Source organism: Anaeromyxobacter sp. Red801, from assembly GCF_049201065.2.
Lineage (GTDB): Bacteria > Myxococcota > Myxococcia > Myxococcales > Anaeromyxobacteraceae > Anaeromyxobacter.
Genome location: NZ_CM181236.1, coordinates 3,096,424 through 3,120,759, shown reverse-complemented (window position 1 = coordinate 3,120,759; position 24,336 = coordinate 3,096,424). Strand labels below are relative to the sequence as shown.

The 24,336-nt window shown below is 76.8% G+C and carries 24 protein-coding genes and 1 pseudogene; 12 read left to right on the top strand and 13 right to left on the bottom strand.

All coding sequences use genetic code 11. From position 1 onward, the window contains the following. Window positions 1-89 precede the first annotated feature (89 nt). Window positions 90-419 (bottom strand): thioredoxin, encoded by a 330-nt coding sequence (trxA, locus tag ACOQFB_RS14385; RefSeq protein ID WP_011421548.1) that lies wholly within the window; start codon window positions 417-419, stop codon window positions 90-92. A gap of 144 nt (window positions 420-563) precedes the next feature. Here trxA and ACOQFB_RS14380 point away from each other — a divergent pair, with 144 nt between their 5' ends. The 6 genes from ACOQFB_RS14380 to ACOQFB_RS14355 all read left to right on the top strand — a co-directional run bounded on the left by ACOQFB_RS14380 (window position 564) and on the right by ACOQFB_RS14355 (window position 5,537). Continuing rightward, on the top strand, window positions 564-1,025 hold the full coding sequence (locus tag ACOQFB_RS14380; RefSeq protein ID WP_059438133.1) for a hypothetical protein: 462 nt from the start codon (window positions 564-566) through the stop codon (window positions 1,023-1,025). A gap of 61 nt (window positions 1,026-1,086) precedes the next feature. Next, the gene (locus tag ACOQFB_RS14375; RefSeq protein WP_059438134.1) at window positions 1,087-1,941 is read left to right on the top strand and encodes a cytochrome C assembly family protein; all 855 of its coding nucleotides are present in this window, start codon (window positions 1,087-1,089) and stop codon (window positions 1,939-1,941) included. Continuing rightward, window positions 1,938-3,278 carry a glutamyl-tRNA reductase gene (gene hemA, locus ACOQFB_RS14370; RefSeq protein WP_059438135.1) on the top strand — a complete coding sequence of 447 codons (1,341 nt, stop codon included), beginning with the start codon at window positions 1,938-1,940 and terminating at the stop codon, window positions 3,276-3,278. The genes ACOQFB_RS14375 and hemA overlap by 4 nt, the downstream gene beginning before the upstream one ends. Before the next feature lie 11 nt (window positions 3,279-3,289). After that, a complete protein-coding gene (hemC, locus tag ACOQFB_RS14365; protein ID WP_421610797.1) occupies window positions 3,290-4,234 on the top strand; it encodes a hydroxymethylbilane synthase in 945 nt (314 codons plus the stop codon). Between the two features lie 8 nt (window positions 4,235-4,242). After that, window positions 4,243-5,037, top strand: coding sequence for a uroporphyrinogen-III synthase (locus ACOQFB_RS14360; protein ID WP_059438137.1), 795 nt, complete (start codon window positions 4,243-4,245; stop codon window positions 5,035-5,037). Window positions 5,038-5,060: 23 nt separating this feature from the next. Further along, window positions 5,061-5,537 carry a DUF4265 domain-containing protein gene (locus ACOQFB_RS14355; protein WP_059438138.1) on the top strand — a complete coding sequence of 159 codons (477 nt, stop codon included), beginning with the start codon at window positions 5,061-5,063 and terminating at the stop codon, window positions 5,535-5,537. A gap of 28 nt (window positions 5,538-5,565) precedes the next feature. Here ACOQFB_RS14355 and truD read toward each other — a convergent pair whose 3' ends face one another. Further along, window positions 5,566-6,828, bottom strand: a complete 1,263-nt coding sequence (gene truD, locus ACOQFB_RS14350; RefSeq protein ID WP_494492256.1) for a tRNA pseudouridine(13) synthase TruD — start codon at window positions 6,826-6,828, stop codon at window positions 5,566-5,568. Between the two features lie 211 nt (window positions 6,829-7,039). On the opposite strand from truD, the gene tatA reads away from it, so the two are divergent. Beyond that, window positions 7,040-7,261, top strand: coding sequence for a twin-arginine translocase TatA/TatE family subunit (gene tatA / locus ACOQFB_RS14345; protein WP_059438140.1), 222 nt, complete (start codon window positions 7,040-7,042; stop codon window positions 7,259-7,261). Window positions 7,262-7,265: 4 nt separating this feature from the next. Here tatA and ACOQFB_RS14340 read toward each other — a convergent pair. Further along, window positions 7,266-7,464, bottom strand: a pseudogene (locus ACOQFB_RS14340) (hypothetical protein). A gap of 217 nt (window positions 7,465-7,681) precedes the next feature. Between ACOQFB_RS14340 and ACOQFB_RS14335 the strand changes: the two are divergent. Further along, window positions 7,682-7,942 carry a hypothetical protein gene (locus ACOQFB_RS14335; protein WP_059438142.1) on the top strand — a complete coding sequence of 87 codons (261 nt, stop codon included), beginning with the start codon at window positions 7,682-7,684 and terminating at the stop codon, window positions 7,940-7,942. A 90-nt stretch (window positions 7,943-8,032) separates the two neighbouring features. Then, window positions 8,033-8,800, top strand: coding sequence for a CehA/McbA family metallohydrolase (locus ACOQFB_RS14330; RefSeq protein ID WP_059438143.1), 768 nt, complete (start codon window positions 8,033-8,035; stop codon window positions 8,798-8,800). Window positions 8,801-9,023: 223 nt separating this feature from the next. Here the strand turns inward: ACOQFB_RS14330 and ACOQFB_RS14325 are convergent, their stop codons facing one another. Continuing rightward, window positions 9,024-9,722: a hypothetical protein gene (locus tag ACOQFB_RS14325; RefSeq protein WP_059438144.1), complete on the bottom strand. Its 699-nt coding sequence runs from the start codon at window positions 9,720-9,722 to the stop codon at window positions 9,024-9,026. A gap of 58 nt (window positions 9,723-9,780) precedes the next feature. Further along, window positions 9,781-9,966, bottom strand: coding sequence for an Em GEA1 (EM1) (locus ACOQFB_RS14320; protein WP_059438145.1), 186 nt, complete (start codon window positions 9,964-9,966; stop codon window positions 9,781-9,783). Window positions 9,967-10,127: 161 nt separating this feature from the next. On the opposite strand from ACOQFB_RS14320, the gene ACOQFB_RS14315 reads away from it, so the two are divergent. Continuing rightward, window positions 10,128-11,915, top strand: a complete 1,788-nt coding sequence (locus tag ACOQFB_RS14315) for an adenosylcobalamin-dependent ribonucleoside-diphosphate reductase (RefSeq protein ID WP_059438146.1) — start codon at window positions 10,128-10,130, stop codon at window positions 11,913-11,915. Window positions 11,916-12,015: 100 nt separating this feature from the next. Here the strand turns inward: ACOQFB_RS14315 and ACOQFB_RS14310 are convergent, their stop codons facing one another. Genes ACOQFB_RS14310 through ACOQFB_RS14295 form a run of 4 tightly spaced genes read right to left on the bottom strand, consistent with a single transcriptional unit; the run spans window position 12,016 to window position 16,077 of the window. Beyond that, on the bottom strand, window positions 12,016-12,468 hold the full coding sequence (locus ACOQFB_RS14310; RefSeq protein ID WP_421610799.1) for a hypothetical protein: 453 nt from the start codon (window positions 12,466-12,468) through the stop codon (window positions 12,016-12,018). Continuing rightward, a complete protein-coding gene (proC, locus tag ACOQFB_RS14305) occupies window positions 12,465-13,289 on the bottom strand; it encodes a pyrroline-5-carboxylate reductase (RefSeq protein WP_059438148.1) in 825 nt (274 codons plus the stop codon). Before proC ends, ACOQFB_RS14310 begins: the two co-directional genes overlap by 4 nt. A 15-nt stretch (window positions 13,290-13,304) precedes the next feature. Continuing rightward, on the bottom strand, window positions 13,305-14,795 hold the full coding sequence (locus ACOQFB_RS14300; RefSeq protein WP_421610800.1) for an FAD-dependent oxidoreductase: 1,491 nt from the start codon (window positions 14,793-14,795) through the stop codon (window positions 13,305-13,307). Continuing rightward, the gene (locus tag ACOQFB_RS14295; protein ID WP_421610801.1) at window positions 14,788-16,077 is read right to left on the bottom strand and encodes a 2Fe-2S iron-sulfur cluster-binding protein; all 1,290 of its coding nucleotides are present in this window, start codon (window positions 16,075-16,077) and stop codon (window positions 14,788-14,790) included. Before ACOQFB_RS14295 ends, ACOQFB_RS14300 begins: the two co-directional genes overlap by 8 nt. Before the next feature lie 94 nt (window positions 16,078-16,171). Between ACOQFB_RS14295 and ACOQFB_RS14290 the strand changes: the two genes are divergently transcribed. Continuing rightward, window positions 16,172-17,188, top strand: a complete 1,017-nt coding sequence (locus ACOQFB_RS14290; RefSeq protein ID WP_421610802.1) for an alkaline phosphatase family protein — start codon at window positions 16,172-16,174, stop codon at window positions 17,186-17,188. Here ACOQFB_RS14290 and ACOQFB_RS14285 read toward each other — a convergent pair. The 4 genes from ACOQFB_RS14285 to ACOQFB_RS14270 form a co-directional block, all read right to left on the bottom strand. Next, the gene (locus tag ACOQFB_RS14285) at window positions 17,140-17,628 is read right to left on the bottom strand and encodes a hypothetical protein (RefSeq protein WP_421610803.1); all 489 of its coding nucleotides are present in this window, start codon (window positions 17,626-17,628) and stop codon (window positions 17,140-17,142) included. The two genes, ACOQFB_RS14290 and ACOQFB_RS14285, sit on opposite strands and share 49 nt — an antisense overlap. Beyond that, window positions 17,625-19,490 (bottom strand): TldD/PmbA family protein, encoded by a 1,866-nt coding sequence (locus tag ACOQFB_RS14280; RefSeq protein ID WP_059439161.1) that lies wholly within the window; start codon window positions 19,488-19,490, stop codon window positions 17,625-17,627. Before ACOQFB_RS14280 ends, ACOQFB_RS14285 begins: the two co-directional genes overlap by 4 nt. A gap of 73 nt (window positions 19,491-19,563) precedes the next feature. Next, window positions 19,564-20,913 carry a nucleotide sugar dehydrogenase gene (locus tag ACOQFB_RS14275; protein ID WP_059439160.1) on the bottom strand — a complete coding sequence of 450 codons (1,350 nt, stop codon included), beginning with the start codon at window positions 20,911-20,913 and terminating at the stop codon, window positions 19,564-19,566. After that, window positions 20,910-23,018 (bottom strand): heparinase II/III family protein, encoded by a 2,109-nt coding sequence (locus ACOQFB_RS14270; protein ID WP_421610804.1) that lies wholly within the window; start codon window positions 23,016-23,018, stop codon window positions 20,910-20,912. Before ACOQFB_RS14270 ends, ACOQFB_RS14275 begins: the two co-directional genes overlap by 4 nt. A gap of 346 nt (window positions 23,019-23,364) precedes the next feature. Here ACOQFB_RS14270 and ACOQFB_RS14265 point away from each other — a divergent pair, with 346 nt between their 5' ends. After that, window positions 23,365-23,925: a hypothetical protein gene (locus tag ACOQFB_RS14265; protein WP_421610805.1), complete on the top strand. Its 561-nt coding sequence runs from the start codon at window positions 23,365-23,367 to the stop codon at window positions 23,923-23,925. The last annotated feature ends 411 nt before the right edge of the window (window positions 23,926-24,336 follow it).

Sequence of the window (24,336 nt, the reverse complement as noted above, 5' to 3'; positions counted from 1 at the left end):
CCGGCGGCCGGCGCGACACCTTGCCGCACCCGCCGCCCGGTCGCACCGCCCGCGGCCCGCCGTGGCGGCCGCGAGCGGGCGGCGGTCGCCTAGCCGATCGCCTTCTTGACGCTGTCCTCGAGGCGCGTCTTGTCCGCGCCGATGACGGTGTCCACCACGCGGCCGCCCTTGAACACGAGCAGCGTGGGGATCGAGCGGATGCCGTACTGCTGCGGCACGCCCTGGTGCTGGTCCACGTCCATCTTGGCGACCTTCAGCTTGCCCTTGTAGCGGGCGGCCAGATCGTCGACGACGGGCGCGATCGCCTTGCAGGGGCCGCACCACACCGCCCAGAAGTCCACGAGCACGGGGGTGTCGCTCTTCAGCACCTCCTGCTCGAAGGTGGAGTCCTGCAGCACTACGACGTCGTTCGAGGCCATGGAATCTCCCGATGTCCGAAGTTGGCGCGAGTCATATCCGCGCGCTCCGAGGCTGGCAAGCGGCGAGGCGGGCGTGCTAATTTCCGGCTCCGCCGTGCGCGCCTCCGCGCCGCGGCGAGCGGGATCCGCGGAACGGAACGGCGCATGGCAGGTCTCCTCTTCGTCACCCAGTCGATGCTCGACAGCTGGGCCGAACAGGGGCGCATCGACTTCGTCGGCAACGTGATGACCCTCCTGGCGGGAGAAGGAAAGGGGCGCAGCTACGCGCTCGAGCCCGCGCTGCGGTTCATGGCGGTGCTGGGCGCGGAGCGCGATCCGCACGGGCTCCTCCACAAGGTGAAGACGGCGGCGCAGCTGCGCGAGCTGGGCGCCGAGCCGGTGAACGACTCCTGCATCCTGGGCGACGTCGCCTACGAGGTGCAGCCCGGGTTCCTCGCGGAGGCCGCGGCGCTGCAGGCCGCCGTCGCCGCGCCGGGCGGGCGGCCGCGCGCCGGCGCGCAGGGCGGGGCGGCGGGCGGGGGGAAGGCCCCGCTGCCGCGCGAGCTGGAGGAACGTCGGAAGGAGGCGGAGGCCCTCGCCCGTTTCCTGCTGGAGAACCTGTCTTGACCGGAGCCTCGGCCGGAGAGCGCGCGACGACGGCCCGGCCGTCCGCCGCGGGGAAGCGACCATGAGCGTCATCATCCTGCGCGTCGCCGCCGCAATGTACGCGGCGGCCGCCACGTCCTACATCGTGTACTTCGCCCGCCCCCGCCTGGCCCGCGCCGCCACCGCCGGCTACTGGCTGCTCGCGGCCGCGTTCGCCATCCACGCCGCCGCCATCGGGGTGGGCTGCGCCGAGTTCGGCGGCCGCGAGTTCTTCAGCCTGCGCGGGGGGCTGGTCCTGATGGTGTGGCTGCTGGCGGGCGCGTACCTCGTGCTCCAGCGCCGCTACCACCTGCCGACCGTGGGCGCGTTCATCACGCCGCTCATCCTGATGGTGCTGCTGCCGGCGATGTTCGGCGATCCGGGCCACCCCGGCGTGCCGCCCGAGACCCTGCGGCAGAAGTCGGTGACCATCCACATCCTCACCGCGGGCCTGGGCGTGGCGCTCTTCGGCCTCGCGTTCGCGGTGGCGCTCATGTACCTGCTGCAGGAGCGCGAGGTGAAGGGCAAGCGCTTCGGCGCCCTCTTCTCCCGCCTGCCCTCGCTCGACGCCCTGGACAAGCTCAACCAGCGGCTGGTGCGCGCCGGCTTCGTCTCGTACACCGTCGCGCTCGTCGCCGGGACGATCACCGCCACCGCGATCTGGAAGAGCCCCTGGTCCTGGGACCCGCAGCAGATCATCTCCGTGGGCGTGTGGATCCTGTACGGCGCCATGGTGCAGCTCCGCCACACCGGCTGGCACGGCCGCCGGTACGCGCTCCTCACCCTGGTCGGGTTCGTGGTGGTGCTGGGCTCGATGGTGACCCTGAGGACCGTGCCGGGCGTCACGCGCCACGCCGGGGACTACGCGGGGTCGGCCCACACCGGAGGGGCGCAGTGAACGGCGACCGCCGCCTCTTCCTGGTCGGGCTCTCGCACAAGAGCGCGCCCATCGACGTCCGCGAGCGCGTGGCGCTGACCGGCGACGCGCTCAAGGCGGCGCTGTGCGAGCTGAAGGCGATGGAGGGCGTCTCCGAGGCGCTGGTGGTCTCCACCTGCAACCGGGTGGAGGTGTTCGTCCACTCCGAGCGGCCCGACGCCGCCCGCCGGTTCTTCACCGAGCGCTCGCCCGCGGCGGGCGACCACCTCTACGCGAAGGACGGGGTGGAGGCGGTCCGGCACCTGTTCCGCGTCGCCGCCAGCCTCGACTCGATGGTGGTCGGCGAGCAGCAGATCCTCGGCCAGGTGAAGGAGGCCTACGGGCTCGCGAGCGCCGCGTCGGCGGCCGGCTCCTACCTCTCGCGCCTGTGCAACCGCGCGTTCGCGACCGCGAAGCGGGTGCGCACCGAGACCGAGATCGGCCGCGGCGCCACCAGCATGTCGCAGGTGGCGGTCGAGCTGGTGGAGAAGATCTTCGGGCGGCTGGAGGGCCGCGCCATCCTGCTGGTCGGCGCCGGGAAGATGGGCGCGCTCTCGGCCAAGGCGCTGGCGGTGCTCGGCGCGGATCGCATCCTCGTCACCAACCGCTCCCCCGAGCGCGGCCTCGCGCTCGCCGCCCAGGTGAACGGCAGCTACCGCGGCTGGGAGGAGCTGCAGCGGCTCCTCGGCGAGGCCGACGTGGTGATCGTCTCGACCGGCGCGCCCACCTACGTGGTGACGCGCGAGTCGGTGCAGGCCGCCATGAAGGCGCGGCGCCGCCGCTCCATCTGCCTCATCGACCTGGCGGTGCCGCGCAACGTGGACCCCGCCTGCGCCGAGCTCTCCGACGTCTACGCCTACGACGTGGACGACATGGAGCGCGTCGTCGCGACCAGCAAGCAGGCGCGGCAGGAGGAGGCGATCCGCGCGGAGGCGATCGTGGAGGCCGAGGTGATGGCCTTCGCGAAGGAGCGCGAGGCGCGCGCCGCGCTGCCGGTGCTGGCGCAGCTCCGCCGGCACGCCGAGCGGATCGCCCGGGCCGAGGCGGAGCGCACGCTCGCGCAGGTCGGCGGGAAGCTGGACGACAAGGGCCGCAAGAGCGTCGAGGCCATGGCCCAGGCCATCGTGAACAAGCTCCTCCACGGGCCGACCTCGCGCCTGAAGGAGGCGGCCTCCTCCGGCGACAGCGCGCTCCCGGGCGCCGCCGCGGAGCTGTTCGGGATCGAGAACGAGCCGGCCGGCGGGGAACGGCGGGAGGGCGGGGCCGAGGGCGCCGCCGCCGCGCCGGGCGCCGGGCCGGTCCGCAGCCAGGGAACATGAACGGAGACAGGATGATCCGCATCGCGACGCGCCGCAGCCCCCTCGCCAAGTGGCAGGCGAACCACGTGTCCCAGCTCCTCCGCGACCGCGAGCCGGGGCTCGAGGTCCGGCTCCACGAGCTGGTCACCCGGGGTGACAAGATCCTCGAGGTCCCGCTCGCCGACGTCGGCGGGAAGGGGCTGTTCGTGAAGGAGATCGAGGACGCGCTCCTCAACCGCGACGCCGAGGTGGCGGTCCACTCGATGAAGGACCTGCCCGCCGTGCTCGCGCCGGGCCTGGTGCTCGCGGCGGTGCCGCAGCGCGAGGACCCGCGCGACGCGCTCTGCTCGCCGCGCTGGAAGACGCTCGCCGCGCTACCGAAGGGCGCGCGGGTGGGCACCTCCAGCCTGCGCCGCTCGGCGCAGCTCAAGGCGCTCCGCCCCGATCTCCAGATGGAGATGGTGCGCGGCAACGTGGAGACGCGCCTCCGCAAGGCGTCGGAGGGGCTGGACGCGGTGGTGCTCGCCTACGCCGGCCTGCGCCGGCTGGGCCTCGCCGAGCACGCCACCTACGTGTTCCCGCCCGAGGAGATGCTGCCGGCGGTGGCCCAGGGCGCGCTGGCGCTGGAGGCGCGCGCCGACGACGAGGCGACGCTGAAGCGGCTCGCCGCGCTGGAGGATCCGGAGACGCGCGTCCGCATCGAGGCGGAGCGCGGGTTCCTCGCCCGCATCGAGGGCGGCTGCCAGGTGCCCATCGCCGGCCACGCCACGCTCGCCGGCGGCAGGATCACGGTGCGCGCGCTGGTCGCCTCGCTCGACGGCACCCGGGTGATCCGCGGCGAGCGGACCGGCGCGTACGCCGAGGCGCGCGCGCTCGGCGAGTCGCTGGCCGAGGAGCTGCTCTCGCGCGGCGCCGACCAGATCCTGCGCGAGACCGAGGGGAAGGCGCCCGGGCTCGCCGCGCCGAAGCGCGGGTAGGGGGCGCGGTGCCTGCCGCGCCCGCGCGGCCGCTGGCCGGCCGCACCGTGGTGGTGACCCGGGGCAAGGGCTCCGAGGGGAAGGACGCGCTCGCGGCCCGGCTCGAGGAGCTGGGCGCGGAGGTGCGCGCGCTGCCGTCGATCGCGTTCGCGCCGCCGGCCGATCCCGCCCCGCTCGACGCCGCGCTGCGCGCCCTCGAGCGCTTCGACTGGGCGGTGTTCACCAGCGCCAACGCGGTGGACCGGACGGTGGAGCGGCTGCGCGCGCTCGGCCTCGATCCGGCCGCCCTGGGCCGGCTCCGGCTCGCCGCGGTCGGGCCGGCCACCGCCGACCGGCTCGCCGCGCTGGTGCGCGCGCCGGACGTGGTGCCGGACGAGGCGAAGGGGGACGTGCTCGCGCGCACGCTGGGAGAACAGGTGCGCGGCCGGCGGGTGCTGTTCCCGCGTCCGGCCGAGGGGCGGCCCGAGACGGTCGCGGGGCTGCTCGCCGCCGGCGCCGAGCTGACCGCGGTGGAGGCGTACCGCACGGTGCCCGCGCCCCCGGAGGCGCTCGAGCGCCTGGCGGGCTGGCTCGCCGCGGGCGAGGTGGCGGCGGTGGCGTTCGCGTCGCCGTCGGCGGTGGCGGCCGTGATCGGCACGCTGGGCGCCCGGGCGGCCCTCCTCCGAGGGGTGCTGGTCGCGGCGATCGGCCCCACCACGGCGGACGCCCTGCGCGAGGCGGGGCTCCCCGTGGGCGCCGTCCCGGCGCACTACACCGGCCGGGACCTCGCGGAGGCCATCGCCGCGCGGCTCGGGCCCGGGTAGATTCGCTCGGGGGTGCCGCGTCGATGACCGTCGAGCTCGAGGCCGCCGAGGGGCTGGTGCGGGTCCGCGTCCCGCTGGAGCGGGCGCCCGGGGAGCCCGGGCCCGCCGAGGACTGGATCTGGGCGGAGCCGCTCGGCAGCGGCCGGTTCCGGGTGGAGAGCTGCCCGTTCTTCGCCTACGGCGTGTCGCGGGACGACGTGGTGAGCGCCGCCGGGGCGGAGGGCGAGGAGAGCCCGCGCCTCCAGGACGTGGTGGAGAAGGGCGGCCACCGCACGCTCCGCCTGGCGCTGGACCCGGGCGCGGAGCTCGGCGCGCGCCCGGTGCAGGGGCTGCTGGAGCGGCTGCTCGAGGTGGGCTGCACGCACGAGCTGCTGCGCCCGAAGCTCGTCGCCATCGACGTGCCGCCCGAGGCCGACCTGACGCTGGTCGCCGAGCTGCTGCAGGAGCGGGCGCGCGAGGGCACGCTGCTGTGGGAGTGGGCGGACCCGATGCCGTGCTGAGCGGCGCGGGCGGCTCGCCCGCGCCGGGCTAGCGCCCCTTCCGCGCGGCGGCGCGGCGCTCGGCGCGCGCGGCCTTCTCGTCCCGCTTGCGGGCCAGGAAGCCCTTCCGCGCGGCCGGCGGCGCCTCCGCGGGCGCCCGTGCCGCCTCCGGCGCGGCGCGCGTGGCGGGCGCGGGCGCCCGGGAGCGCACGCCCTCTCGCGCGCGGCGCGGCTCGAGCGTCCAGTGGAACAGCCGCTTCACCACCAGCGTGGCGTAGGCGCCCGGCGGCAGCGTGAACGCGACGTTCACCCGGAACCGATCTCGGTTCAGCTCGTCCGGGCGCGCCTCGCCGACCGCGAGGCGGCCGGGGAACGAGAAGAGCGGCCGCTCCTCGGGGTCGAAGTGGATCTCCGGCGTCCCGGGCACCGCCAGGTCGGCGAGCCCCATGTCCTCGCGGCCGAGCACCGAGAGCGCGGCCCGCTCCACCGCCGGATCGTCGAAGCGGGTGGTGGGCGCGAGCAGCGGAAACGTCTTCGACGAGAGCAGCCGCACGAGCGGCGCGTCCAGCTCGCGCGGGAACAGGAGCGACCCGGCCTGGTAGCGCAGGGACACGAGCCGCCCGATCCCCACCACCTCGCGCAGGTACTGCTTCACGCCCTCGTTCCAGAGCCAGCTCTGGTAGGCGAACACCTGCAGCGCGCGCCAGCGCGGCTCGGTGCGGAGCAGCGCGCCCCGGTAGTCCTCCGGGTGGTCGCGCAGCCACTTCACGACGGCCTGGTAGCGCTCGGCGCCCGGGTGCGGGTTGCGCCGGTCCCACTCGCCCCAGTGCTCCTTCCAGAACGCCTTCACCTTCGCGTCGCCGGACTGGTCGAGCTCGCTCGGGCGCGCCAGGACGTTGCGCAGCGCGATCTCGAAGTCGCCGCGCATCAGGTCCTTCACGATGAAGCCCTGGCCGTGCTTCAGCGAGCCGAACCGCTGCGAGTCGAAGTAGTTCACCACGCCGAGCCGGCGGACCTCGGCGACCGACGCGGGCAGGCGCGCCACGTCGTCCTCGCCGAGGTCGCGCACCGTCACCGCGAAGCGGTTGGAGGTGGTGTTCGCGGCGGAGAGCGGCGTGCGGCTCCGGCCGAGCAGCTTGAGGCGCAGGTCGGTGTCCTGCAGCTCGAGCTCGTGGCGCTCGACGGCCACGAGCTGGGTGGTGCGCCCCTGCTTGTCCTTCAGGCCGCAGTAGCTCACCGACGCCCTGGGGATCTTGAAGCGCGCGCAGATGCGATCGACCGCCTCGAAGGTCGACAGCTTCTGCTTGTCCATCAGGTAGACGAACCAGGCGCCGCGGGGGTTCGTCGAACTTCCAGGACTCCGTCACCTGGAAGTCCTCCGGTCGCTGCTTGAGCCTCATGGGCGCTCCGTATCACGCGCGGGCCGCGGGGTGGGGGTCGAACGGAAGGGGCGCGCGCTGCGGCGCTGGCGCGCCGGCCCGAACGAGTGTATCGAAAGCGCCGGGAGCGGGTGGGAGCGCGCGATGGGAGAGCTGGGAATGGGCGAGCTGCTGATCATCCTGGTCGTGGTGGTGCTGCTCTTCGGGACGAAGAAGCTGCCCCAGCTCGGCGAAGGGCTCGGCAAGGCGATCCGGAACTTCAAGGCCGCCGCCAGCGGCAACGAGGAGGCGCCCGCCGGCCCGCCCGCCGCGCAGCCGAGGGAGCTGCCGCGCCCGCCCGAGCCGCCCGCCGGCGGCCCGGCGTAGCGCGCTAGGCCGGCGCCTGCGCCTCGCGCGGCCGGTAGAAGATCACGATGCTCAGGCAGTGGAACTCGTCGTCGCTCGACTGGGTGACGACGGTCCACCACCTCGACGTCGTTGGACCGCAGCCAGCGCGTGACGGTCTCGCCGAGCTCCTCGCGCTCCTTCGCCTTCGTGGCGGAGAAGACCTTCACGCCCGTGAAGTGCATCGCGCTCTCCCGTTCCCCGGCACGCAACACCCTCGCCCCCGCCGGCGCGTAATCCCCCGTCAGGTTGTGCCAGACGCCCATGCCGGTGTCAAACCTGCGACCGCTCCAAGCTGCGAGCGTTCCTCGCGCTTTTTCGATCGCCCCGCGCGCGACCGGTTCCGCCGGCGCGGCGGGTCCCTAGATTTCGTCGCGCGGCGGCGCGGGGACGGAGGCGGACATGGCGGGCGCGAAGAAGGGGCACGCGGTGGACTTCATCAACCGGATCCGGACGATGGAGTCCGCGGACCTCAACGCGCTCATCGTGCGCGAGGCGGGCGAGGAGCTGGCGCAGTTCTTCCTCTCGTACAGCGCGAGCCTCATCTCGCGGGATCCCGAGCGCGCCATCGAGAACACCTCGAGCCTGATGCTGATGGGATACCTGATCCGCGCGGCCGAGGAGCGGCGTGCGCCGGCGCCGCGCGAGTCCGCGCTCGCCTGAACGGGCGTGGGCGCGGGGCGCCGCGTCCTTCAAAAGCCGCGCGGCGCGTGCTAAGGCACCCGGGACCGATCCGCACCCCGGGGCGACCCCATGCTCATCGACCTGCACGTCCACAGCCACCACACCCGCGGTTGCGCGCTCGCGCCGCGGGACGTGGTGCGCCGGGCCCGGGAGGCCGGCCTGGACGGCGTGGCCTTCACCGACCACGACACGCTCGAGGGCCTGGAGGAGATCCGGGCGGCGGCGCGGGACGAGGGGCTGCTCGCGCTGTGCGGCGTGGAGGTGACCACCGATCGCGGCCACTTCCTCTGCTTCTTCCCCGACCCCGCCGCGGTGCCGGCGCCCGTCCAGCTGTTCGGCGCGGCCCGGCCCTGGCCGGTGCGCGAGGTGCTCGCGCGCGTGCGGCAGCTGGGCGGCGCGGTGGTGGCGGCCCACCCCTACGACAAGACCGTCGAGCGGCCCTGCGGCGACGTGGTGTTCACGCTCGACGGCCTGTCCGCCATCGAGGGGCTGAACGCCCGGCGCAAGGGGCCCGCCAACGACCTCGCCATCGAGGCCGCGGATCACATGAGCCTGCCGTGCACCGGCGGCTCCGGCGCGCACGAGCTCGCCGAGATCGGGAAGGCCGCGACGCTGTTCCGCGACCCGGTGGCGAGCGAGGCGGACGTGGTCCGGCAGCTCCGCGCCGGGACCGTCTACTGCGTCGCCGCGGGCGTGACCCCCTCCGAGCCGGATCGCGCGCCGCGCGATCGCGGCGGCGAGCGGGGCGACCGCGGTGAGCGCGGCGACCGGGGCGGCCACCGCGGCGGGCACGGCCGCGGCCGTGGCGGGCACGGCGGCGGACACGGCCGGCGGTAGGCGTCGGCCGCCGGTGGCTCAGCCGAGCCGTTTCACGCTGCGCGAGCGTCTCGATCCGAGCCGGAGCCAGTCCACCGCGCTCGGCTTGGCGACAGGGCTCACCGCTCGCAGTTCGACAGGCTCACTGCGAGCGGCGCCTCGCCCTGAGGCCGCTCGGCCCCGCGAGGCTGCGAGCAGCACCGCCCGCGACCCCGCCGGACCCTCGCAGCCAGAGCCGGACGCCCTACCGCTGCTTCACCAGCCGCTCGACCCGGTCGTCGCGCAGGAACGCGCGGCGCTTGCCCTCGGCCCAGGACCACTCCTCGGTGCCGGCGGGCCGGTCGATGCGCTTCCGCTCGGGCACGCCCCACGCCATCTCCAGCGCGCGCGCGCTCATGCCCTCGAGCGCCTCCTTGCGCATGACGGCCTGCCGGTGCTCGGGCGGCAGCGCCGCGAAGACCGGGCTCGGGTCGTCGGCGGTGAGCAGCCGCTCCAGCTCGCCGCGGACGTCCTCCAGGCTGGCGGCGGTCTGCGAGAGCACGATCACGTGCGGGCGCGCGTCGCCGGCGACCTTCACGTACGCCCACGGGTGGTAGCGGGGCGTGGTGACGACGCGCTGCGAGATCATCCAGCCGGTCGGCACCTCGATCTCGTCCACCCGCACCGGCGTGCCGGGGGGCAGCACGCGCTCGGCGGGCGGCGGCGCGATGGGCTCGCCGCCGGGGGTCTCCACCAGGTCCAGCTCGGCGGGCGGTGCGTCGGAGAGGAACACCTTGCCGGTGTCGCCCCACAGCGGCCCTGCATAGGCGGCCACGCGCAGGTAGCGCTGGGCGCCGTCGAGGGCGCGCGAGATGCGCTCGCGCTCGGCGTCGGGGATGGTGGCGCGGGGGGCGCACGCCGCGAGGGCGAGCAGGGCGAGGGAGAGGGAGAGGGCGCGTCGCATGCGCCCTTTCTCGCACCGGTCGGGATGGCCCGCAAGCGTGCGCTCCGCGGCGCGCCCCTCACTTCCGCTCGGCCTGCTTGCCCTCCTCGATGAGCTCGCGCACGCGCTGCCCGCCCTTGTGGCCCAGCTCCGCGTAGCCCTTCGAGCCCAGCTGCTCCTTCCGCGCCTCGCCGCCGAGGCGGCCCGCCTCGCGCACCGTCATGCCCCCGCCGTTCCGGCGCTGCGCCCTGTCCTTGTCGTCCATCCTTGCCTCCTGCACGCGTGAAGCGGCCTCGCCGCGGAGCGAATCTGGGAGCCCCCCGCAGGTGCGGCAAGGGCGCGCGCCTCCTTCCGGCGCGGGACCGGCCGGGCCCCCGGCGCGCCTGCCCCCGGCGGCGGGCCCGCCATCCGGCTAAATTCCCCCTCATGGTCCAGCTCGGCGAGAACGCCCGGCACGTGCTCGAGCGGCGCTACCTGCTCCGCGACGAGGGCGGGCAGGTGATCGAGACGCCCGAGGCGATGTTCCGCCGGGTGGCCCAGGCGGTGGCGGCGGCCGAGGCCCCGGCGGCGCGGGCGCTCTGGGCGGAGCGGTTCGAGGCCCGGATGACGGCGCTGGAGCTCCTGCCGAACTCGCCCACGCTCATGAACGCCGGGCGGGCGCACGGCCAGCTCGCCGCCTGCTTCGTGCTGCCGGTGGACGACGACCTCGCGGCCATCTTCGACGCGCTGAAGTGGGCGGCGCTCATCCACCAGTCCGGCGGCGGCACCGGGTTCTCCTTCTCCCGGCTGCGGCCGCGCGGCGACGTGGTGAAGACCACGCACGGCGTCGCCAGCGGGCCGGTGTCGTTCATGCGCGTCTACGACGCCGCCACCGAGATCATCAAGCAGGGCGGCGTGCGGCGCGGCGCGAACATGGCGGTGCTCGCCGCCGACCACCCGGACGTGCTCGAGTTCGTGGACGCGAAGCGCGCCGCCGGGCTCGAGAACTTCAACATCTCGGTGGCGGCGCCGGACGCGCTGTTCCAGGCGGCCGCGCGCGGCGCGCCGTGGGCGCTGCGGCACCCGCGCGGCGGCGCGGTGGTGCGCGAGGTGGACGCGGCCGCGCTCCTCGAGCGCATCGCCGCGTCGGCGTGGGCCTCGGGCGAGCCGGGGCTCGTGTTCCTCGACCGCGTGGAGGCGGCCAACCCCACGCCGGACCTGGGCCGGTTCGAGGCGGTGAACCCGTGCGGCGAGCAGCCGCTCCTGCCGTTCGAGGCCTGCACGCTCGGCTCGGTGAACCTGGCGCGCTTCGAGCGGGGAGGGCGGGTGGACTGGGAGCGGCTCGGCGCCTGCGTGCGCGAGGGCGTGCGGCTCCTCGACGACGTGCTCGAGGTGAACGTCTGGCCGCTGCCGCAGATCGCGGAGATCTCCCGGCGCAACCGGAAGATCGGCCTCGGGGTGATGGGCTGGGCGGACCTGCTCGTCGCGCTCGGGGTCCCGTACGACGCGCCGGAGGCGCTGGCGCTCGCCGGCGAGGTGATGGGGTTCGTGCAGCGCGAGGCGCACGCGGCGAGCGAGGCGCTGGCCGCCGAGCGCGGGGCGTTCCCGGGCTTCGCGAGCAGCGCGCCCGCGCGCGCCGGCGGCCGCCCCCGCCGCAACGCCACCGTCACCACCATCGCGCCCACCGGCACGCTCGCCATCATCGCGGGCTGCTCGTCGGGCATCGAGCCGCTCTTCGCGCTCACCTACGTGCGGCACGCGCTCGGCGACGCGGCGCTGCCGGAGGAGCACCCGGCGCTCGGGCGCGCGCTGCACGCCGCGGGGGCCGAGGCGGCGCTGCCGGCGGTGCGCGCGGCCGGCCGGGCGCGCGGCGTGGCCGGCGTCCCGGAGGCGGTGGCGCGGGTCTTCGCCACCGCGCACGACGTGGCGCCGGACGCGCACGTGCGCATGCAGGCCGCCTTCCAGCGCCACGTGGACAACGGGGTCTCGAAGACCATCAACCTGCCGCGGACCGCCTCGGTCGAGGACGTGGCGGGCGCCTACCGCCTCGCGTTCGAGCTGGGCTGCAAGGGCATCACCGTCTACCGCGACGGCTCGCGGGAGAAGCAGGTGCTGGTGAGCGGCGCCACGCGCAACGGCGAGCTGTGCCCGCAGTGCGAGGGGCCGGTGTCGCTCTCCGGCGGCTGCCGCACCTGCCCGCGCTGCGGCTGGGGCAGCTGCGAGACGGTGATATGACGGCGCTGCGCCCCGCCCCACGGAGCGGAGCTCCGCGGGGCCCCACCTTGCTTCGCGGGTCCCGTGACCTCGCGCGCCCGCCTTCGCGGGCGATCGCGGATCAGGGACCGCCGTTCCTCGGCGGCTGCCCGGCGCAGCGGCCGCGTTGATCCGGCCGCGCGCTGGGCACGCCCAGCTCGGCGTCGATGCCGCGGATCAGCCGGTCCTGCATGGCGCAGAGCGCCTTCGGCCCGCCGAGCGCCAGGAACGACTCCAGCAGGCTCACCTGGTACCCGCTGCCGGAGCGCTCGAGCTGGATCGTCACCTGCGCGCTGCGCGTGCCCACGTCGGCGGGGAAGCAGGAGAGCAGCACCGGGCCGGAGCCGTCGCGGCACTCCATCCGGTCGGTCGCGACCACGTCGCGGATGGCGCGGGCGATCCGGTACTGCTGCGCGTCGGCGACCGCGCCCGGCTCGGAGGGCGGGGGATCGACGCGCAGCACCGCGCCCGCGGTGGTGCGGCAGGCCGAGAGCGCGAGCGCGGCGGCGATCGCCGCCAGCCGGAGGCGGGTCACTTGGCCGCCTTCTCGCCCAGCTCGCGCGAGCGGCGGGTGGCGGCCTCCACCGCGGCGATGAGCGCGGCGCGCAGCCCGCCCACCTCCAGCGCGTGGACGCCGGCGATGGCGGTGCCGCCCGGGCTGGTGACCTGGTCCTTGAGGCGCCCGGGGTGCTCGCCGGTCTCGAGGACGAGCTTCGCCGAGCCGAGCACCGTCTGCGCCGCGAGCGCCATCGCCACCGGCCGCGCCAGGCCGACCTTCACGCCGCCGTCGGCCAGCGCCTCGATGGCGAGGAACACGAACGCCGGGCCGGAGCCGGAGAGCCCGGTCACCGCGTCGAGCAGCGGCTCCTCCACCACCTCGGTGGTGCCGACCGACTGGAACAGCGCGCGCGCCTGCTCCAGGTCGGCGTCGGTGGCGTGGGCGCCGCGGGCCAGCGCGGTCGCGCCCGCGCCCACCAGCGCCGGCGTGTTCGGCATGACGCGGACGATGCGGACGCCGGCGCCGAGCTTGCGGGCGATGGCGAGGATGGGGATGCCGGCGGCGATGGAGACGACGAGCTTGCGGTGGTCGATGGCCGGCGCGATCTCGACCAGCAGGGGGTCCATCGTCTGCGGCTTCACCGAGAGGACCACGATGTCGGCGCGCTCGGCCAGCGCGCGGTTGTCGCCGGAGGTCTCCACCCCGTAGCGCGCCTGGATCTCCGCGCGGCGCTCGGCGCGCGGCTCCGAGCAGAGGATCTCCTCGCGGGTGGCGGTGCCGGCGCGCAGCAGGCCCTTCACCAGGGCCTCGGCCATGTTCCCCGTCCCGAGGAACGCGATCTTCTTCCCGAGTGGCATCCGGGCAGATTACCGCTACCCGATGATGAAGTCCTCCCGGGCGACGGCGCCGGACTCGAATCGTCCCAGCGTGAAGCGCTCGAAGATCTCGTCCTTGCCCCGGCCGGCGAGCCAGTCGGCGTACCGCTCGGCCACCGCGGGCGCCATCATGAACCCGTGCCCGACGAAGCCGGAGCACTGGTGGAAGTTCTCGAAGCCGGCCGGGCCGAGCACCGGGTTGTTGTCCGGGGTGACGTCGTAGCAGCCCGCCCACTGCCGGATCACCTTCACCTCCGCGAGCCGCGGCACGGTCTCCACCGCCGCCCGCGCGAACCGGGCCAGGAAGCGCAGGGTCGAGCCCTGAACCACGCCCTCCGGCTCCTGGGGATCCCCCATGCCGCCCACGATCTCGCCGCGCTGCGACTGCGAGAAGTAGAGGCCGTTCCCCAGCACGGACACGAGCGGCCCGAGCCAGGGCTTGAGCGGCTCCGTCACCAGGATCTCGTGGCGGGTGGGGCGGTTCGGGAGCGAGACCCCGGCGAGCGCCGCCACGTCCCGCGACCAGGCGCCGGCCGCCACCACCACGAGCTCGCAGGCCACCCGGCCGCGATCGGTGCGCACCGCGGTCACCCGCGAGCCGGCGGTGTCGAAGCCGGTCACGCGGGTGAAGGTCCGGACCTTGGCGCCGAGCGCCTCGGCCCGCGACGCGTAGCCCCACAGGAACGGCCAGGGGAACACCACGCCGTCGTCCGGGTTCCAGGCCGCCGCGCGGAAGCGGCGCGGGTCCAGCTCCGGCACGACCTGCAGCGCCTCGTCCGGCCCGACCACCCGCGTGCGCAGCCCCTCGCGCCGGTGCAGCTCCGCGTTCCGCTCGATCCGCGAGACCTGCTCGGCGGTGGGCGCGAGGAACAGGTAGCCGCTGCGGCGGAACCAGACGTTGATGCCCATCTCCACCGCGAACCGGTCGCAGAGCTCGAGCGAGCGGCGGGCCAGGCGGATCATGGTGGGGGTGGTCCACTGCGCGCGGACCCCGCCGCCGTTCCGCCCGGAGGCGCCGGCGTTCAGGTAGCCCTGCTCCAGCACCAGCACGTCGCGCACGCCCCGCCGCGCCAGCTCGTACGCGATCGACAGCCCCTGGATGCCGCCGCCCACGATCACCACGTCGGCGCGGGCCGGGAGCGGATCCGGCTGCGGGTGCGCGGCCGGCGACGCCGCCGCGCCGTCCGGCGGCGGGAGCGGCACGCCGTCGTCGAGCGGCAGCCCGGCGGGATCCAGCGCGGCGAGCGCGCCGAGCGGCACCGGCTGCACCGGGGTGCGCGCGGTGAACGGCTGGATCTCCGCCGGCGTGGCGCCGAGCCGGAGCAGCTCCTGCGCGACCCGCGTCACGCAGGACTTGCCCTGGCACGGGCCGGTGCCGAGGCCGGTGACCCGCTTCACCGACTCGAGGTCGCGGTGGCCCGCCGCGAACGCGCGGCGCACCTCGTCCAGCGACACGTCCTCGCACGCGCAGACCAGCCGCTTACCCACGGGCCGCCTCCCCCGCGCGCCGCCCGGCCTCGGCCGCGCGCGCCGCGTCCATCGCCCCCGTCACCTCGCCCGCCGCGAGGAGCCCCGGGACCCCGGTGCGCCCCTGCGCGTCCACCTGGAGCGCGAACGCGCCCAGCGCCGGGTCGAGCGCCACCGGTGCCCCCAGCGACCGCGCCAGCTCGGTCGCGGGCGCGGGCGGCGTGGCCACCGCGAGCACGTCGCAGCGCACCCGCCGGCCGTCCGCGAGCGCGAGGCCGCGCACCCGGGCCCGCCCGAGCACGCGCCCCTCCGCCACCTCCACCCGCTCCACCTCCACGCCCGCCGCGGCGAGCCGCGCCGCGAGCGCCTCCGGCTCGGGCCCGGCGCCCAGCACCGCGGCGCGGCGCCCCGGCACCACCCCGTGCTCGGCGAGCGCGCGCGCCACCCCGCGGCCGGCGAGGACGCCCGGGCGATCGTCGTCCTCGAGCCCGGGCGGCTGCGGGTGGCCGCCGGCGCAGACGAGGACCGCGCCCGGCCGCACCAGGCGCAGCGCGCCGGAGGCGGGTGCGAGCGCGGCGAGCGGGGCGCCGCCGTCGCGCCAGAGGCCGAGCACGGCGGTCCCGGAGGCCAGCTCGCCGCCGGCCGACGCCACGCGCGCGGCCACCTCGCCGGCCCACGCCAGCGGCGGATCGCCGGGGAGGTCGAGCCGGCAGCGCAGCCGCCCGCCCGGCGCCGGCTCGGCGTCGGCGAGGAGCACGCGCCGCCCGGCGCCGGCCAGCGCCTCGGCCGCGGCGAGCCCCGCCGGCCCGGCGCCCACCACCAGGGCGTCGAACGCCTCCTCGCGCGGCGCGGGCGGGAGCGGCCCCGCGGCCCGCTCCGGCCCGGGGAGCTTCCCCAGCCCGGCGAGCTGGCGCGAGAACGCCACCGCGGCGCGGTTCGCGAGGCCGTTCCAGGTGGCGAGGTGGTGGTGGTCGAGGCCGTGCGGGAAGGCGCGGTCGATGACGCCGAGCAGGTCGTGCGCCGCGTCGGGGAGCGCGTTCTGCGTCTCGACCGAGAGGCCGTCGGTGCAGGGCGTCCGGCAGGCGCGCTGGTCGGGCAGGCCGTCCACCCGCACCAGGCAGCTCCCGCAGGAGCCCGCCAGGCAGAACGGGCCGCGCGGGCGGTGGTACTTGGCGCTGCGCGCCAGGAGCGGCCGGCCCGCCGCGAGCAGCGCGGAGGCGATCGACTCGCCGCGGCGCGCCGGCACGGCGCTGCCGTCGAAGGTGATGGTGCAGTCGGCGGGGAAGTCCGGGAGTCTGGGCATGGTGCGCGCGCTCTGGGGTCCGGAAGCGGCGGGAGGATAGCGCCGGGACGACTCCGCGTCTCGGGCGGCGGCGGGGCGTCCGGCGGCGCGGCGGGTGGGGCGCGGGGCGGCGCGTTATGATCCCCGGGTGACGGCGCTGTTCGTGTTCGTGGACGGGGTGGGCGCGGGCGACCGGGACCCGGCGCGAAACCCGCTCGCCCGCGGGGACTTCCTGCTCTCGCGCTTCGCCGGCGGCGGCGGCGCGCCCCTGCCGCGCGGCGGCCGGGCGGCGCTGGCCGACGCCTGCCTGGGCGTGGCGGGCCGGCCGCAGTCCGCCACCGGCCAGGCCACCCTGCTCACCGGGGAGAACGCGCCCGCGCACCTGGGCCGACACCTCCTCGGCTTCCCCAACGCGCCGCTCCGGGCGCTGCTCGAGCAGCGGTCGCTGTTCCGCGCGCTCGCGGCCGCGGGGCGCCGCGGCGTGTTCGCGAACGCCTACCCCGTCGCCTACCTGCGCGCGCTCGGCCACGCGGCGGACGGCGCGCCCGAACCCGCGCTGGCCGGCTCCCGCCGCCGGGCCCGCGCCGCCGCGACCACGGTGGCCTACGCGGCGGGCGGCGGCCGGTTCCGGACGCTGGAGGACGCGCGGCGCGGGGAGGGGCTCACCCACGATCTCAGCGGCGAGCGCGCCCGCGGGCTCGGCGTGTCGCTGCCGCGGCGCGCGCCGGAGGAGGCGGCGGAGATCCTGCTGCGGCTCGCGGCCGGCCACGACCTGGCGCTGTTCGAGTTCTTCGAGACCGACGAGGCGGGCCACGCCCAGTCGATGGAGCGCGCGCTCGACGCGCTCGGGCGCCTCGACGCGTTCCTGCGGGCGCTGGTGGACGGGCTCGGGCCGGACGACGCGCTGGTGGTCGCGAGCGACCACGGCAACCTGGAGGACCTCTCGCTGCGCAACCACACCCGGGCGCCGGTGCCGGTGCTGGGCTTCGGGCGCGCCGCCGCCGAGGTGGAGCAGGTGAGGGACCTCACCGGCGTGGCGCCGCTGCTGCTGCGGCTGGCCGGGGCGGGCACCCCCGCGGACGGTCAGCCGCGGCGGACCACGCTCGCGACCAGCCAGAGCCGGTCGCCGTAGGCCCGCTCCGCGCACATCCACACGCGCACCGGCTCGCCGCCGACCTCGAGCGCGGCGCCGGACTCCGGGCCCCAGATCCACTCGCGCGCCTCGCCGCCGCCGCCCGTGCGCGGCGGGCCCACCTCGCCCAGCAGCGCGAGCGCCACCCGCACCGGATCGGCGGGCTCGGCGCCCACCACCTCGACGTGCGTGACCCGGCCCTCGCGATCGGTCTCGACGTTCGCGACCGCGGCGAGCCCGCCCTCCGCGTCGTGGAACGCCATCTCCGGCTCGGTGAGGTCGATGTTGAGCAGGCGGCGCCGCTCGGCGTCGAGCGAGATGGGCGTGGCGTAGGGGCGCCAGCCGGACCGCGCGAACGCGTCGAGCGCGGCGCGGCGCGGCTGCAGGAGGATCGACTCGAGGGGCGGGACGGGGAGGGGCGTCGAGGCGGGCGTGCTCATCGGGCGTGCTCCGGCTGCTCCGGCGGGACCGCGGGGTGCGCCGGCGCGGCGGGCGCGGGCGTCGCGGGGGTGGGTGCGGCGGGCGGCGCGGCCGCGGGCGGCGTGCCGCCGCGCTCGCTCCAGGGCGCCGGCAGGATGGGGCTGCGGTCGGTGGCGCGGGCCACCCGCTGCAGCTCCAGCTCGGCGATCAGCACCGCCGGCGCGACGGTGGACACCGGCACGTACCCGCTCTCCGCGCCGCAGTAGCCGTTGAAGACGCGGGGGCGCTCGCCGGTGGCGAGGACCTTGTTGATGGCGGTGAGCGGCGTGCCGACCAGCTCCACGCCGCGGACCAGCTCCTCGGCGCCGGTGCGGGCGTCCACCCGGTAGACCATGCGCGGGGTGCCCTTGAACGCCTGGTACCCGATCGACATGGTGTTCGTGTTGCCCCCGGTGATGTCGCGGATGACGAGCCCGTACGGCTTGCCCTGCCGCCGCGCCTCCGCCATCAGCATGCGCTTCAGCTCGGCCGGCGCGACGCGCTTGCGCGACTCCACCATGAGGTTCGCCATGCGCGCCACCGGCTGGCGCCCGGCCTGGGCGCGCCCGTGGCCGTTGGAGCGATCGAACGGCTTCACCGGGCGGCGCGAGAGCAGGAAGCTCTCCAGGCGGCCGTCGCGGACCAGCACCGTGCGGCGCGCCGGGACGCCCTGCTCGTCGAAGCCGTAGGTGCCGTTCAGCGCCACCCCGTCCACCCGCTCGGCGGTGGGATCGTCCACCACCGTCAGGAACGGCGGCAGCACCGGCCGCCCCACCTGCCCCTTGAACGTCTGGCCGTCCTGCTCGTCCTCCATCCGCTCGCCCTCGAGGCGGTGGCCCACCGCCTCGTGGAACAGGACGCCGGCCGCCTCCGGCTCGAGCACCGCGGGGCCGGTGTACGGGTCGATGGCGGGCGCGCGGCGCAGCGCCTCCAGCTCGGCGATGACGGTGGTCGCGGCGGCGCGGAGCGCCTCCGGCGAGGGCAGCTCGGCCTCGCTGCGCGCGTAGAAGTCCCGGCCGTCCTCGAGCAGCTGCCCGTCCGGCGCGCGCGCCACGGCCTGCAGGTGGACCGAGTAGACGGTGCGCTCGGTGAGCAGCGCCGAGCCCTCGCTGGAGGTGAACCAGCGGACCTGCTTCTCGGCCGACACCCGGAGCTGCGCGTCGAAGACGTCGGGGTGCTCGCGGAACCGGGCGGTGACGTCGCGCACCACGCCCTTCCAGCGCGCGCGGTCGAACGGGAACGGGCGCGGCGCGTCCACGTGGCGGGCCGGCGGCTCGCGGGAGAAGCTGGGCGGCCGGTCGGCGTCGTCCTGCCGGTACACCGCGCGCGACTTCTTCTTGAAGTAGGAGGAGAGCGCCTCCTTGTACTTCTCGTCGGTGGCGAGCCAGAGCGCGTTGCGGAGCGCGCCGACGTCGCCGTCGAGCGGCGCGTCGCGGGGCGCGTACCAGCCCGGCCCGGCGTCGCCGCCGCCGATGACGATGGTGTTCTCCTCCGGGGCGGACGAGTCGAGCTCGTAGGTCCCCACCCGCAGGTCCACCGCCAGGCTCCGGTCGCGCCGCGAGCGGTCGTCGAAGATCGCCCCGTAGCGGCCGCTCACCTCCTCGCGCGCGACCTCGGTCACCTGGTACGACGCGAAGTACGGCGCCTCGTAGCCCTTCAGCCGGAGCCGCTCCATCGAGCGGGCCAGCTCCGCGCGCATCGCCTCGAGCGTGCCGAGGCGCGGATCGGGCGCGGCCGGCAGGTCCGGCGCGGCCGCGCCGGGGAGGGCGGCGGCGAGGAGCAGGAAGGGGGCGAGCAGTCGGGCGGTGCGCAAGCGGGACCTCGGGAGCCTGATCCCGCCCATGTAGCACGGGCCCCGCGGCCGCGCTTCACCGCATCGGCCGCGGCGCGCGCGCGGCGGGCCCGCCGGGGCCCGCTCAGGCCTTCACGATCTTCTCGCGCCCGACGCGCACCGCGCGGCAGGCGTTGCGCGTGTCCACCACCAGGCGGGCCCGCTCCACCACGCGGGCGTAGTCCACGCCGCCGTGGTCGGTGGCGATCAGCACCGCGTCGGCGGTCTCGAGCGCCTCGTCGGTGAGCGGCACGCTCACCATGTCGAGCCGGTGCTGGCGCATGCGCGGGACCCGGGGGACGTAGGGGTCGTGGTAGACGACCTGGGCGCCGCGCTCCTGCAGGAGCTCGATGATGCGGACGGCCGGGCTCTCGCGCATGTCGTCCACGTCCTTCTTGTACGCGATGCCCAGCACCAGCACGCGCGCGCCCTTGAGCGTGCGGCCGCGCGCGTCGAGCGCCTCCATGGTCCGGTGCACCACGTAGCGCGGCATCTCGGTGTTCACCTCGCCGGCCAGCTCGATGAAGCGCGTCTGGAACTCGAACTGCCGCGCCTTCCAGGTCAGGTAGAACGGGTCGATGGGGATGCAGTGGCCGCCCAGGCCCGGGCCCGGCTGGAACGGCATGAAGCCGAACGGCTTGGTGGACGCGGCGTCGATGACCTCGTTCACGTCGAGGTCCATGCGGTGGCAGAGGATCTTCAGCTCGTTCACGAGCGCGATGTTCACGCTCCGGAACACGTTCTCGAGCAGCTTCGTCATCTCGGCCACCCGGGTGGACGACACCGGCACCACGCGGTCGAACGCCGAGGCGTACAGCGCGAGCGCGGCCTCGAGGCAGGAGGGCGTGTACCCGCCGACGATCTTGGGGATGACGTGCGTGGCGACGCCGGAGCCGGGGTTCTCGCGCTCGGGCGAGAACGCCAGGAAGAAGTCGCGGCCCGCGCGCAGGCCGCTGCCGCGCTCCAGGATGGGCAGCAGCACCTCCTCGGTGGTGCCCGGGTACGAGGTGGACTCGAGCACCACCGCCTGGCCGGCGCGCAGGTGCGGCGCGATGGCCTCGCCGGTCCGCTCGACGTAGGACAGGTCCGGCTCGCGCTCGCGCGTGAGCGGCGTGGGCACGCAGATCACCACCGCGTCGCAGGCGCTCACGCGCGCGAAGTCGGTGGTGGCCTCCAGCCGGCCGTCGTGCACCGCCTCGCGGACCGCGGCGCCGTCCACCGTGCGCAGGTAGCTGCGCCCCTCGCCCACCGCGCGCGCCTTCTCCGGGTCCACGTCGATGCCCAGCGCGGACAGGCCGCCGCGGCGGGCGAAGGTGAGCGCGAGCGGCAGGCCAACGTAGCCGAGCCCCACCACCGCCACGCGGGCGGTGCGGGCGGCGAGGCGGGAGAGGAGGTCGGTGGCGTGGTCGGGCTCGGCGGCGTGGGTCTCGATCATCGGGGGTGGCTCCCTTCGGCTTCGACGTGGAGGAACAGCGTGGCGAGCGCGGCGGGGCAGGCCAGCGGGCCGGCCAGCGTCGCGACCGACGCGGGGACGAGCTCGCCGTAGCCCGGCGAGCGCAGCGACGGGGCCAGCTCGGGCGCGAGGCCCGCCGGCGCCGAGAAGGCGACGAGGAGGTGGCCGGCCGGGCCGAGCGGCACCTCCACGACGCGCGACGGGTCCGCGGGCCGGCGCAGGCGCGCCAGCCGGGCGAGGCGCGCGAGCGCGGCGGCCTCGGCGGCGGTGGCCTCGCGCAGGCGCGGCCCGGGGTGGGCGAGCGGCCAGCGCAGCTCCACCGCGTGCGTGCCGGGGCCCGACAGGCGATCGACCACCACCAGCCCCGCGTCGGCGAGCGCCAGCTCGCGCCGGTGGACCACGCCCGCCCGCGCCACGAAGCCGCGGTGCTCGCCGGCGAGCCGCTCCGCCTCGCCGCCCGGCGCGAACGCGAGCAGCCGCGCCGAGGCGGCGTCGGGCAGCGCGAACAGGCGGCCGGGCGGGATGGGCGACTGCTCCAGGCCGTCCACCGTCACGGTGGCGTGCGCGCGGGTGGAGCGGAACGCGTCGCGCACCTCGGGCGCGCGGCCGTACACCGGCATGCCCGGGTCGCACACCGCCAGCGCGCCCGCGGCGCGCAGCTCGAAGGAGAGCTTGTCGTTGTGGTCGTGCCCGCCGACGCCGCGCTGGCCGTGCGGGCCGCAGGAGACGAACGCCTCCAGCGCGCCGCGGCGGAGCACGTGCACGCCGGCCGCGGGGAAGGAGACGCTGCCCGGCGGCGGGCCGGGCCGGGCGCGGCCGAGCCAGTCGAGCGCCTCCGGCCCGAGCAGCCACGCCGCCTCCACGGCGTCGTCCGCCGGGGCGCCGGGGCGCAGCAGCGCCGGCTCGCGGAACAGCGCGGCGCCGAGCGCGCAGAGGTAGCCCGCCTCGGTGGGCCCGCGGGCGCGCAGCGCGAGCGCGTGGCCGGAGTCGTTGTCGCCGAGCTGCGGCAGGTCCCCGGACGCGGCGGTGAGCGCGCGGGTGGCCCGGAACATCGCGCGGAGGCGCCACGCCTGCGCGGGCGGCGGGCCGCCGGCGCGCGCGAGCAGGAAGCCGGCCGCGAACAGCTCCAGCGCGAAGCGGTGGTACGGCACCGAGCCCTCGAAGCTGGTGCCCTCCGCGTGCACCTGGTCCGCGAGCGTCCGCGCCAGCCCCTCCGTCGCGAGCGCGCGCCAGCGGGGCGCCTCCGGCCACTCCGGCAGCGCCTCGGCGCAGGCGAGCAGGCCGAGCCAGTCGCACACCAGGTGGTTGTTGGGCACGGCGCCGCCGTCCTCGAGGTTCGCGAGCACGAACCGCCCGCTCACCACCAGCTGCCGCGCCGCCTCCGCCGCGAGCGCCGGCGCCGGCGCGCGCCGCAGCGCCAGCACCCACAGCGCCGTGGCGAGGTGCCAGGCGCGCAGCCCGACCTCCATGGCGCACGTCCAGTGGACGCCGCGGCCCACCGGGTTCTGCGCGGCGAAGTCGGTCACCGAGGCGGCGAGCGCCTCCGCGAGCGCCTCGCCGCCGGCGGCGCGCGGGTGGAGCACCGCCCCGCAGGCGAGCGCGACCCAGTGCTCCCCGCGCCCGAGCGCCCACGCCATCTTGGGATCGAGCCCGGGCGCGGGCGGCAGCGCCGCCGAGGGCGCGCGGCCGTCGAAGCGGCCGCCGTGGATCGGATCGCGCTGCCAGTCCGTCCCGCCGTCGCCGCGGCGCACGTCCACCTCGCGCCCGTACACCACCAGCCGCCCGGCGGCGGCGGCCTCGGCCCGCGCCAGGGCCCGATCGACCTCGCCGGGGATCCGCCGCTCCAGCGCGCGGCGCAGCGCCACCGGGCTCCAGGCCGGGCGCGCCGGACGGGGCCGCGCCAGCAGCGCGGCGAGCCCCGCGGGTCCGTCGCAGCCGAGCGCCTCGAGCAGCCCCTGCGGCGACGGCGCGAGCGGCGGCGCGAGCCGGTTGCGGGCGCCCCGCACCGCGCGGCGCGCCGCGGTGGCGAGCAGCCGGTGCGGCGGCACGCGCGCCGCCAGGTATCCGTAGTAGCCGATCGCGCCCATCCCGCCCCGGTGCTTCCGTTCCGGGCCCCCCGCCCGCGCGGCCGGGGGCCGGGGCGACCACCCCGGTGCCGCCCCGCCGTCCCCGGTGCCGCAAAGCAAAGGCCCGGCCACGCGCCGCGCCACGCCCCGGAGGCGCGCGCACCGCCGGGCGAGGCGCGCGACGCCTCCCGCGGTGGCGCTCCGTTCGCCGGGTGGGAAGCGGCGTTCCCACGACCGCCCGCGCGAGCGGCGGCGCGGCGGCGCGGCAGCGGTGCGCGGCCGCTGGCCGGCGGCTTGCTAACCGTCCCCGCGGACCCGGCCGGTTCCGGGTCCGGGACGCGTTCCCGGGAGGCAGCTTTTGGGTGCGGTGGCGGTGGGGCTCCTCGTCGAGGAGCAGCGGGGCGAGATCGCCGAGGCGTGGCGGCGCGCGGTGTCGGAGGAGCTGGGGGGCGAGGAGGCGATCGGCTTCGCGGTCGGGCCGCTCCTCCGCGAGCTGTCGCTGGCGCTCCGGGGGGACGCGCCGCCGGGGCGCGCCGCGCGCGGCGCCGACGGCCTGCTGCGCTGCGGGGTGCTGGTCCGGTCCGGTGCGCCGCCCGCGCGCGTGGCGCGCGAGTTCAAGCTGCTCCACCGCGCGCTCTGGGACACGCTGCGGCGGGCCGGGCGCATCGTGGCCATCGACGAGCGGCGCGCCGCCGACGAGTGGCTCGACGAGGCGCTCGCCGCGGCGCTCGAGCGCCTGGAGCGCGTGCGCATGCGCATCGACCTGCTGGAGCACGGGCCGGCGGTGATCGCGCCCGCGCGCGGGGCCGGCGTCGCGACCCCTCGGCCCGGCGCGCTGCGCCCGCCGCCGCTGCCGTCGCAGCGTGCGGCCGCGACCCCGCCGCCGCTGCCGGGCGCCGCGGCGGCCCCGTGGCCGCCGGGCGAGTGATCGCGGCGCGGCGCGGCGGCGCTCGCAGCCGCTGACCCCGTCCGCCGATCGCGGTCTCGCAGGCCGGCGGAGGGCCCTCCGCGGCGCGTCCGCTGCGTCCTCCGGCGCGCCGCGGCCAGTGCCCGCCGCCGGCGGGCCCCAATTTCTCCACGTCCAGCGTTGCGCCCGGTGCAAGGCCGGGCGGCGCGGCGCCCGCACGCACGGCGGGAGGGGCGCCGGCGCAGCGCGCCGTGCCCCACGGCCGCAGCGAAACGACGAGCGAGCGAGCCCGGTGTAGGCTCAGGTGAGGGCGTGCGGTCGAGGTGGCGGCGCGCGTGGGATGGCATGCGCGTGTGGCCGACCTGCACCCTCTTCCACGCACCCCTGCCCCACGGAAGGCGAGAAATTCGGTCGGTCGGCCTGTCGTTGTCC

Coding starts and splice junctions, on each gene's coding strand:
- ACOQFB_RS14355 (WP_059438138.1), top strand. CDS start 5,061: ATGACCGTCGAGCTCGAGGCCGCCGAGGGGCTGGTGCGGGTCCGCGTC.
- ACOQFB_RS14295 (WP_421610801.1), bottom strand. CDS start 16,077: ATGCCCAGACTCCCGGACTTCCCCGCCGACTGCACCATCACCTTCGAC.
- ACOQFB_RS14330 (WP_059438143.1), top strand. CDS start 8,033: ATGCTCATCGACCTGCACGTCCACAGCCACCACACCCGCGGTTGCGCG.
- ACOQFB_RS14375 (WP_059438134.1), top strand. CDS start 1,087: ATGAGCGTCATCATCCTGCGCGTCGCCGCCGCAATGTACGCGGCGGCC.
- ACOQFB_RS14275 (WP_059439160.1), bottom strand. CDS start 20,913: ATGATCGAGACCCACGCCGCCGAGCCCGACCACGCCACCGACCTCCTC.
- ACOQFB_RS14315 (WP_059438146.1), top strand. CDS start 10,128: ATGGTCCAGCTCGGCGAGAACGCCCGGCACGTGCTCGAGCGGCGCTAC.
- hemC (WP_421610797.1), top strand. CDS start 3,290: ATGATCCGCATCGCGACGCGCCGCAGCCCCCTCGCCAAGTGGCAGGCG.
- truD (WP_494492256.1), bottom strand. CDS start 6,828: ATGGACAAGCAGAAGCTGTCGACCTTCGAGGCGGTCGATCGCATCTGC.
- ACOQFB_RS14325 (WP_059438144.1), bottom strand. CDS start 9,722: ATGCGACGCGCCCTCTCCCTCTCCCTCGCCCTGCTCGCCCTCGCGGCG.
- trxA (WP_011421548.1), bottom strand. CDS start 419: ATGGCCTCGAACGACGTCGTAGTGCTGCAGGACTCCACCTTCGAGCAG.
- ACOQFB_RS14285 (WP_421610803.1), bottom strand. CDS start 17,628: ATGAGCACGCCCGCCTCGACGCCCCTCCCCGTCCCGCCCCTCGAGTCG.
- ACOQFB_RS14280 (WP_059439161.1), bottom strand. CDS start 19,490: ATGGGCGGGATCAGGCTCCCGAGGTCCCGCTTGCGCACCGCCCGACTG.
- ACOQFB_RS14320 (WP_059438145.1), bottom strand. CDS start 9,966: ATGGACGACAAGGACAGGGCGCAGCGCCGGAACGGCGGGGGCATGACG.
- ACOQFB_RS14270 (WP_421610804.1), bottom strand. CDS start 23,018: ATGGGCGCGATCGGCTACTACGGATACCTGGCGGCGCGCGTGCCGCCG.
- ACOQFB_RS14380 (WP_059438133.1), top strand. CDS start 564: ATGGCAGGTCTCCTCTTCGTCACCCAGTCGATGCTCGACAGCTGGGCC.
- proC (WP_059438148.1), bottom strand. CDS start 13,289: ATGCCACTCGGGAAGAAGATCGCGTTCCTCGGGACGGGGAACATGGCC.
- ACOQFB_RS14335 (WP_059438142.1), top strand. CDS start 7,682: ATGGCGGGCGCGAAGAAGGGGCACGCGGTGGACTTCATCAACCGGATC.
- tatA (WP_059438140.1), top strand. CDS start 7,040: ATGGGAGAGCTGGGAATGGGCGAGCTGCTGATCATCCTGGTCGTGGTG.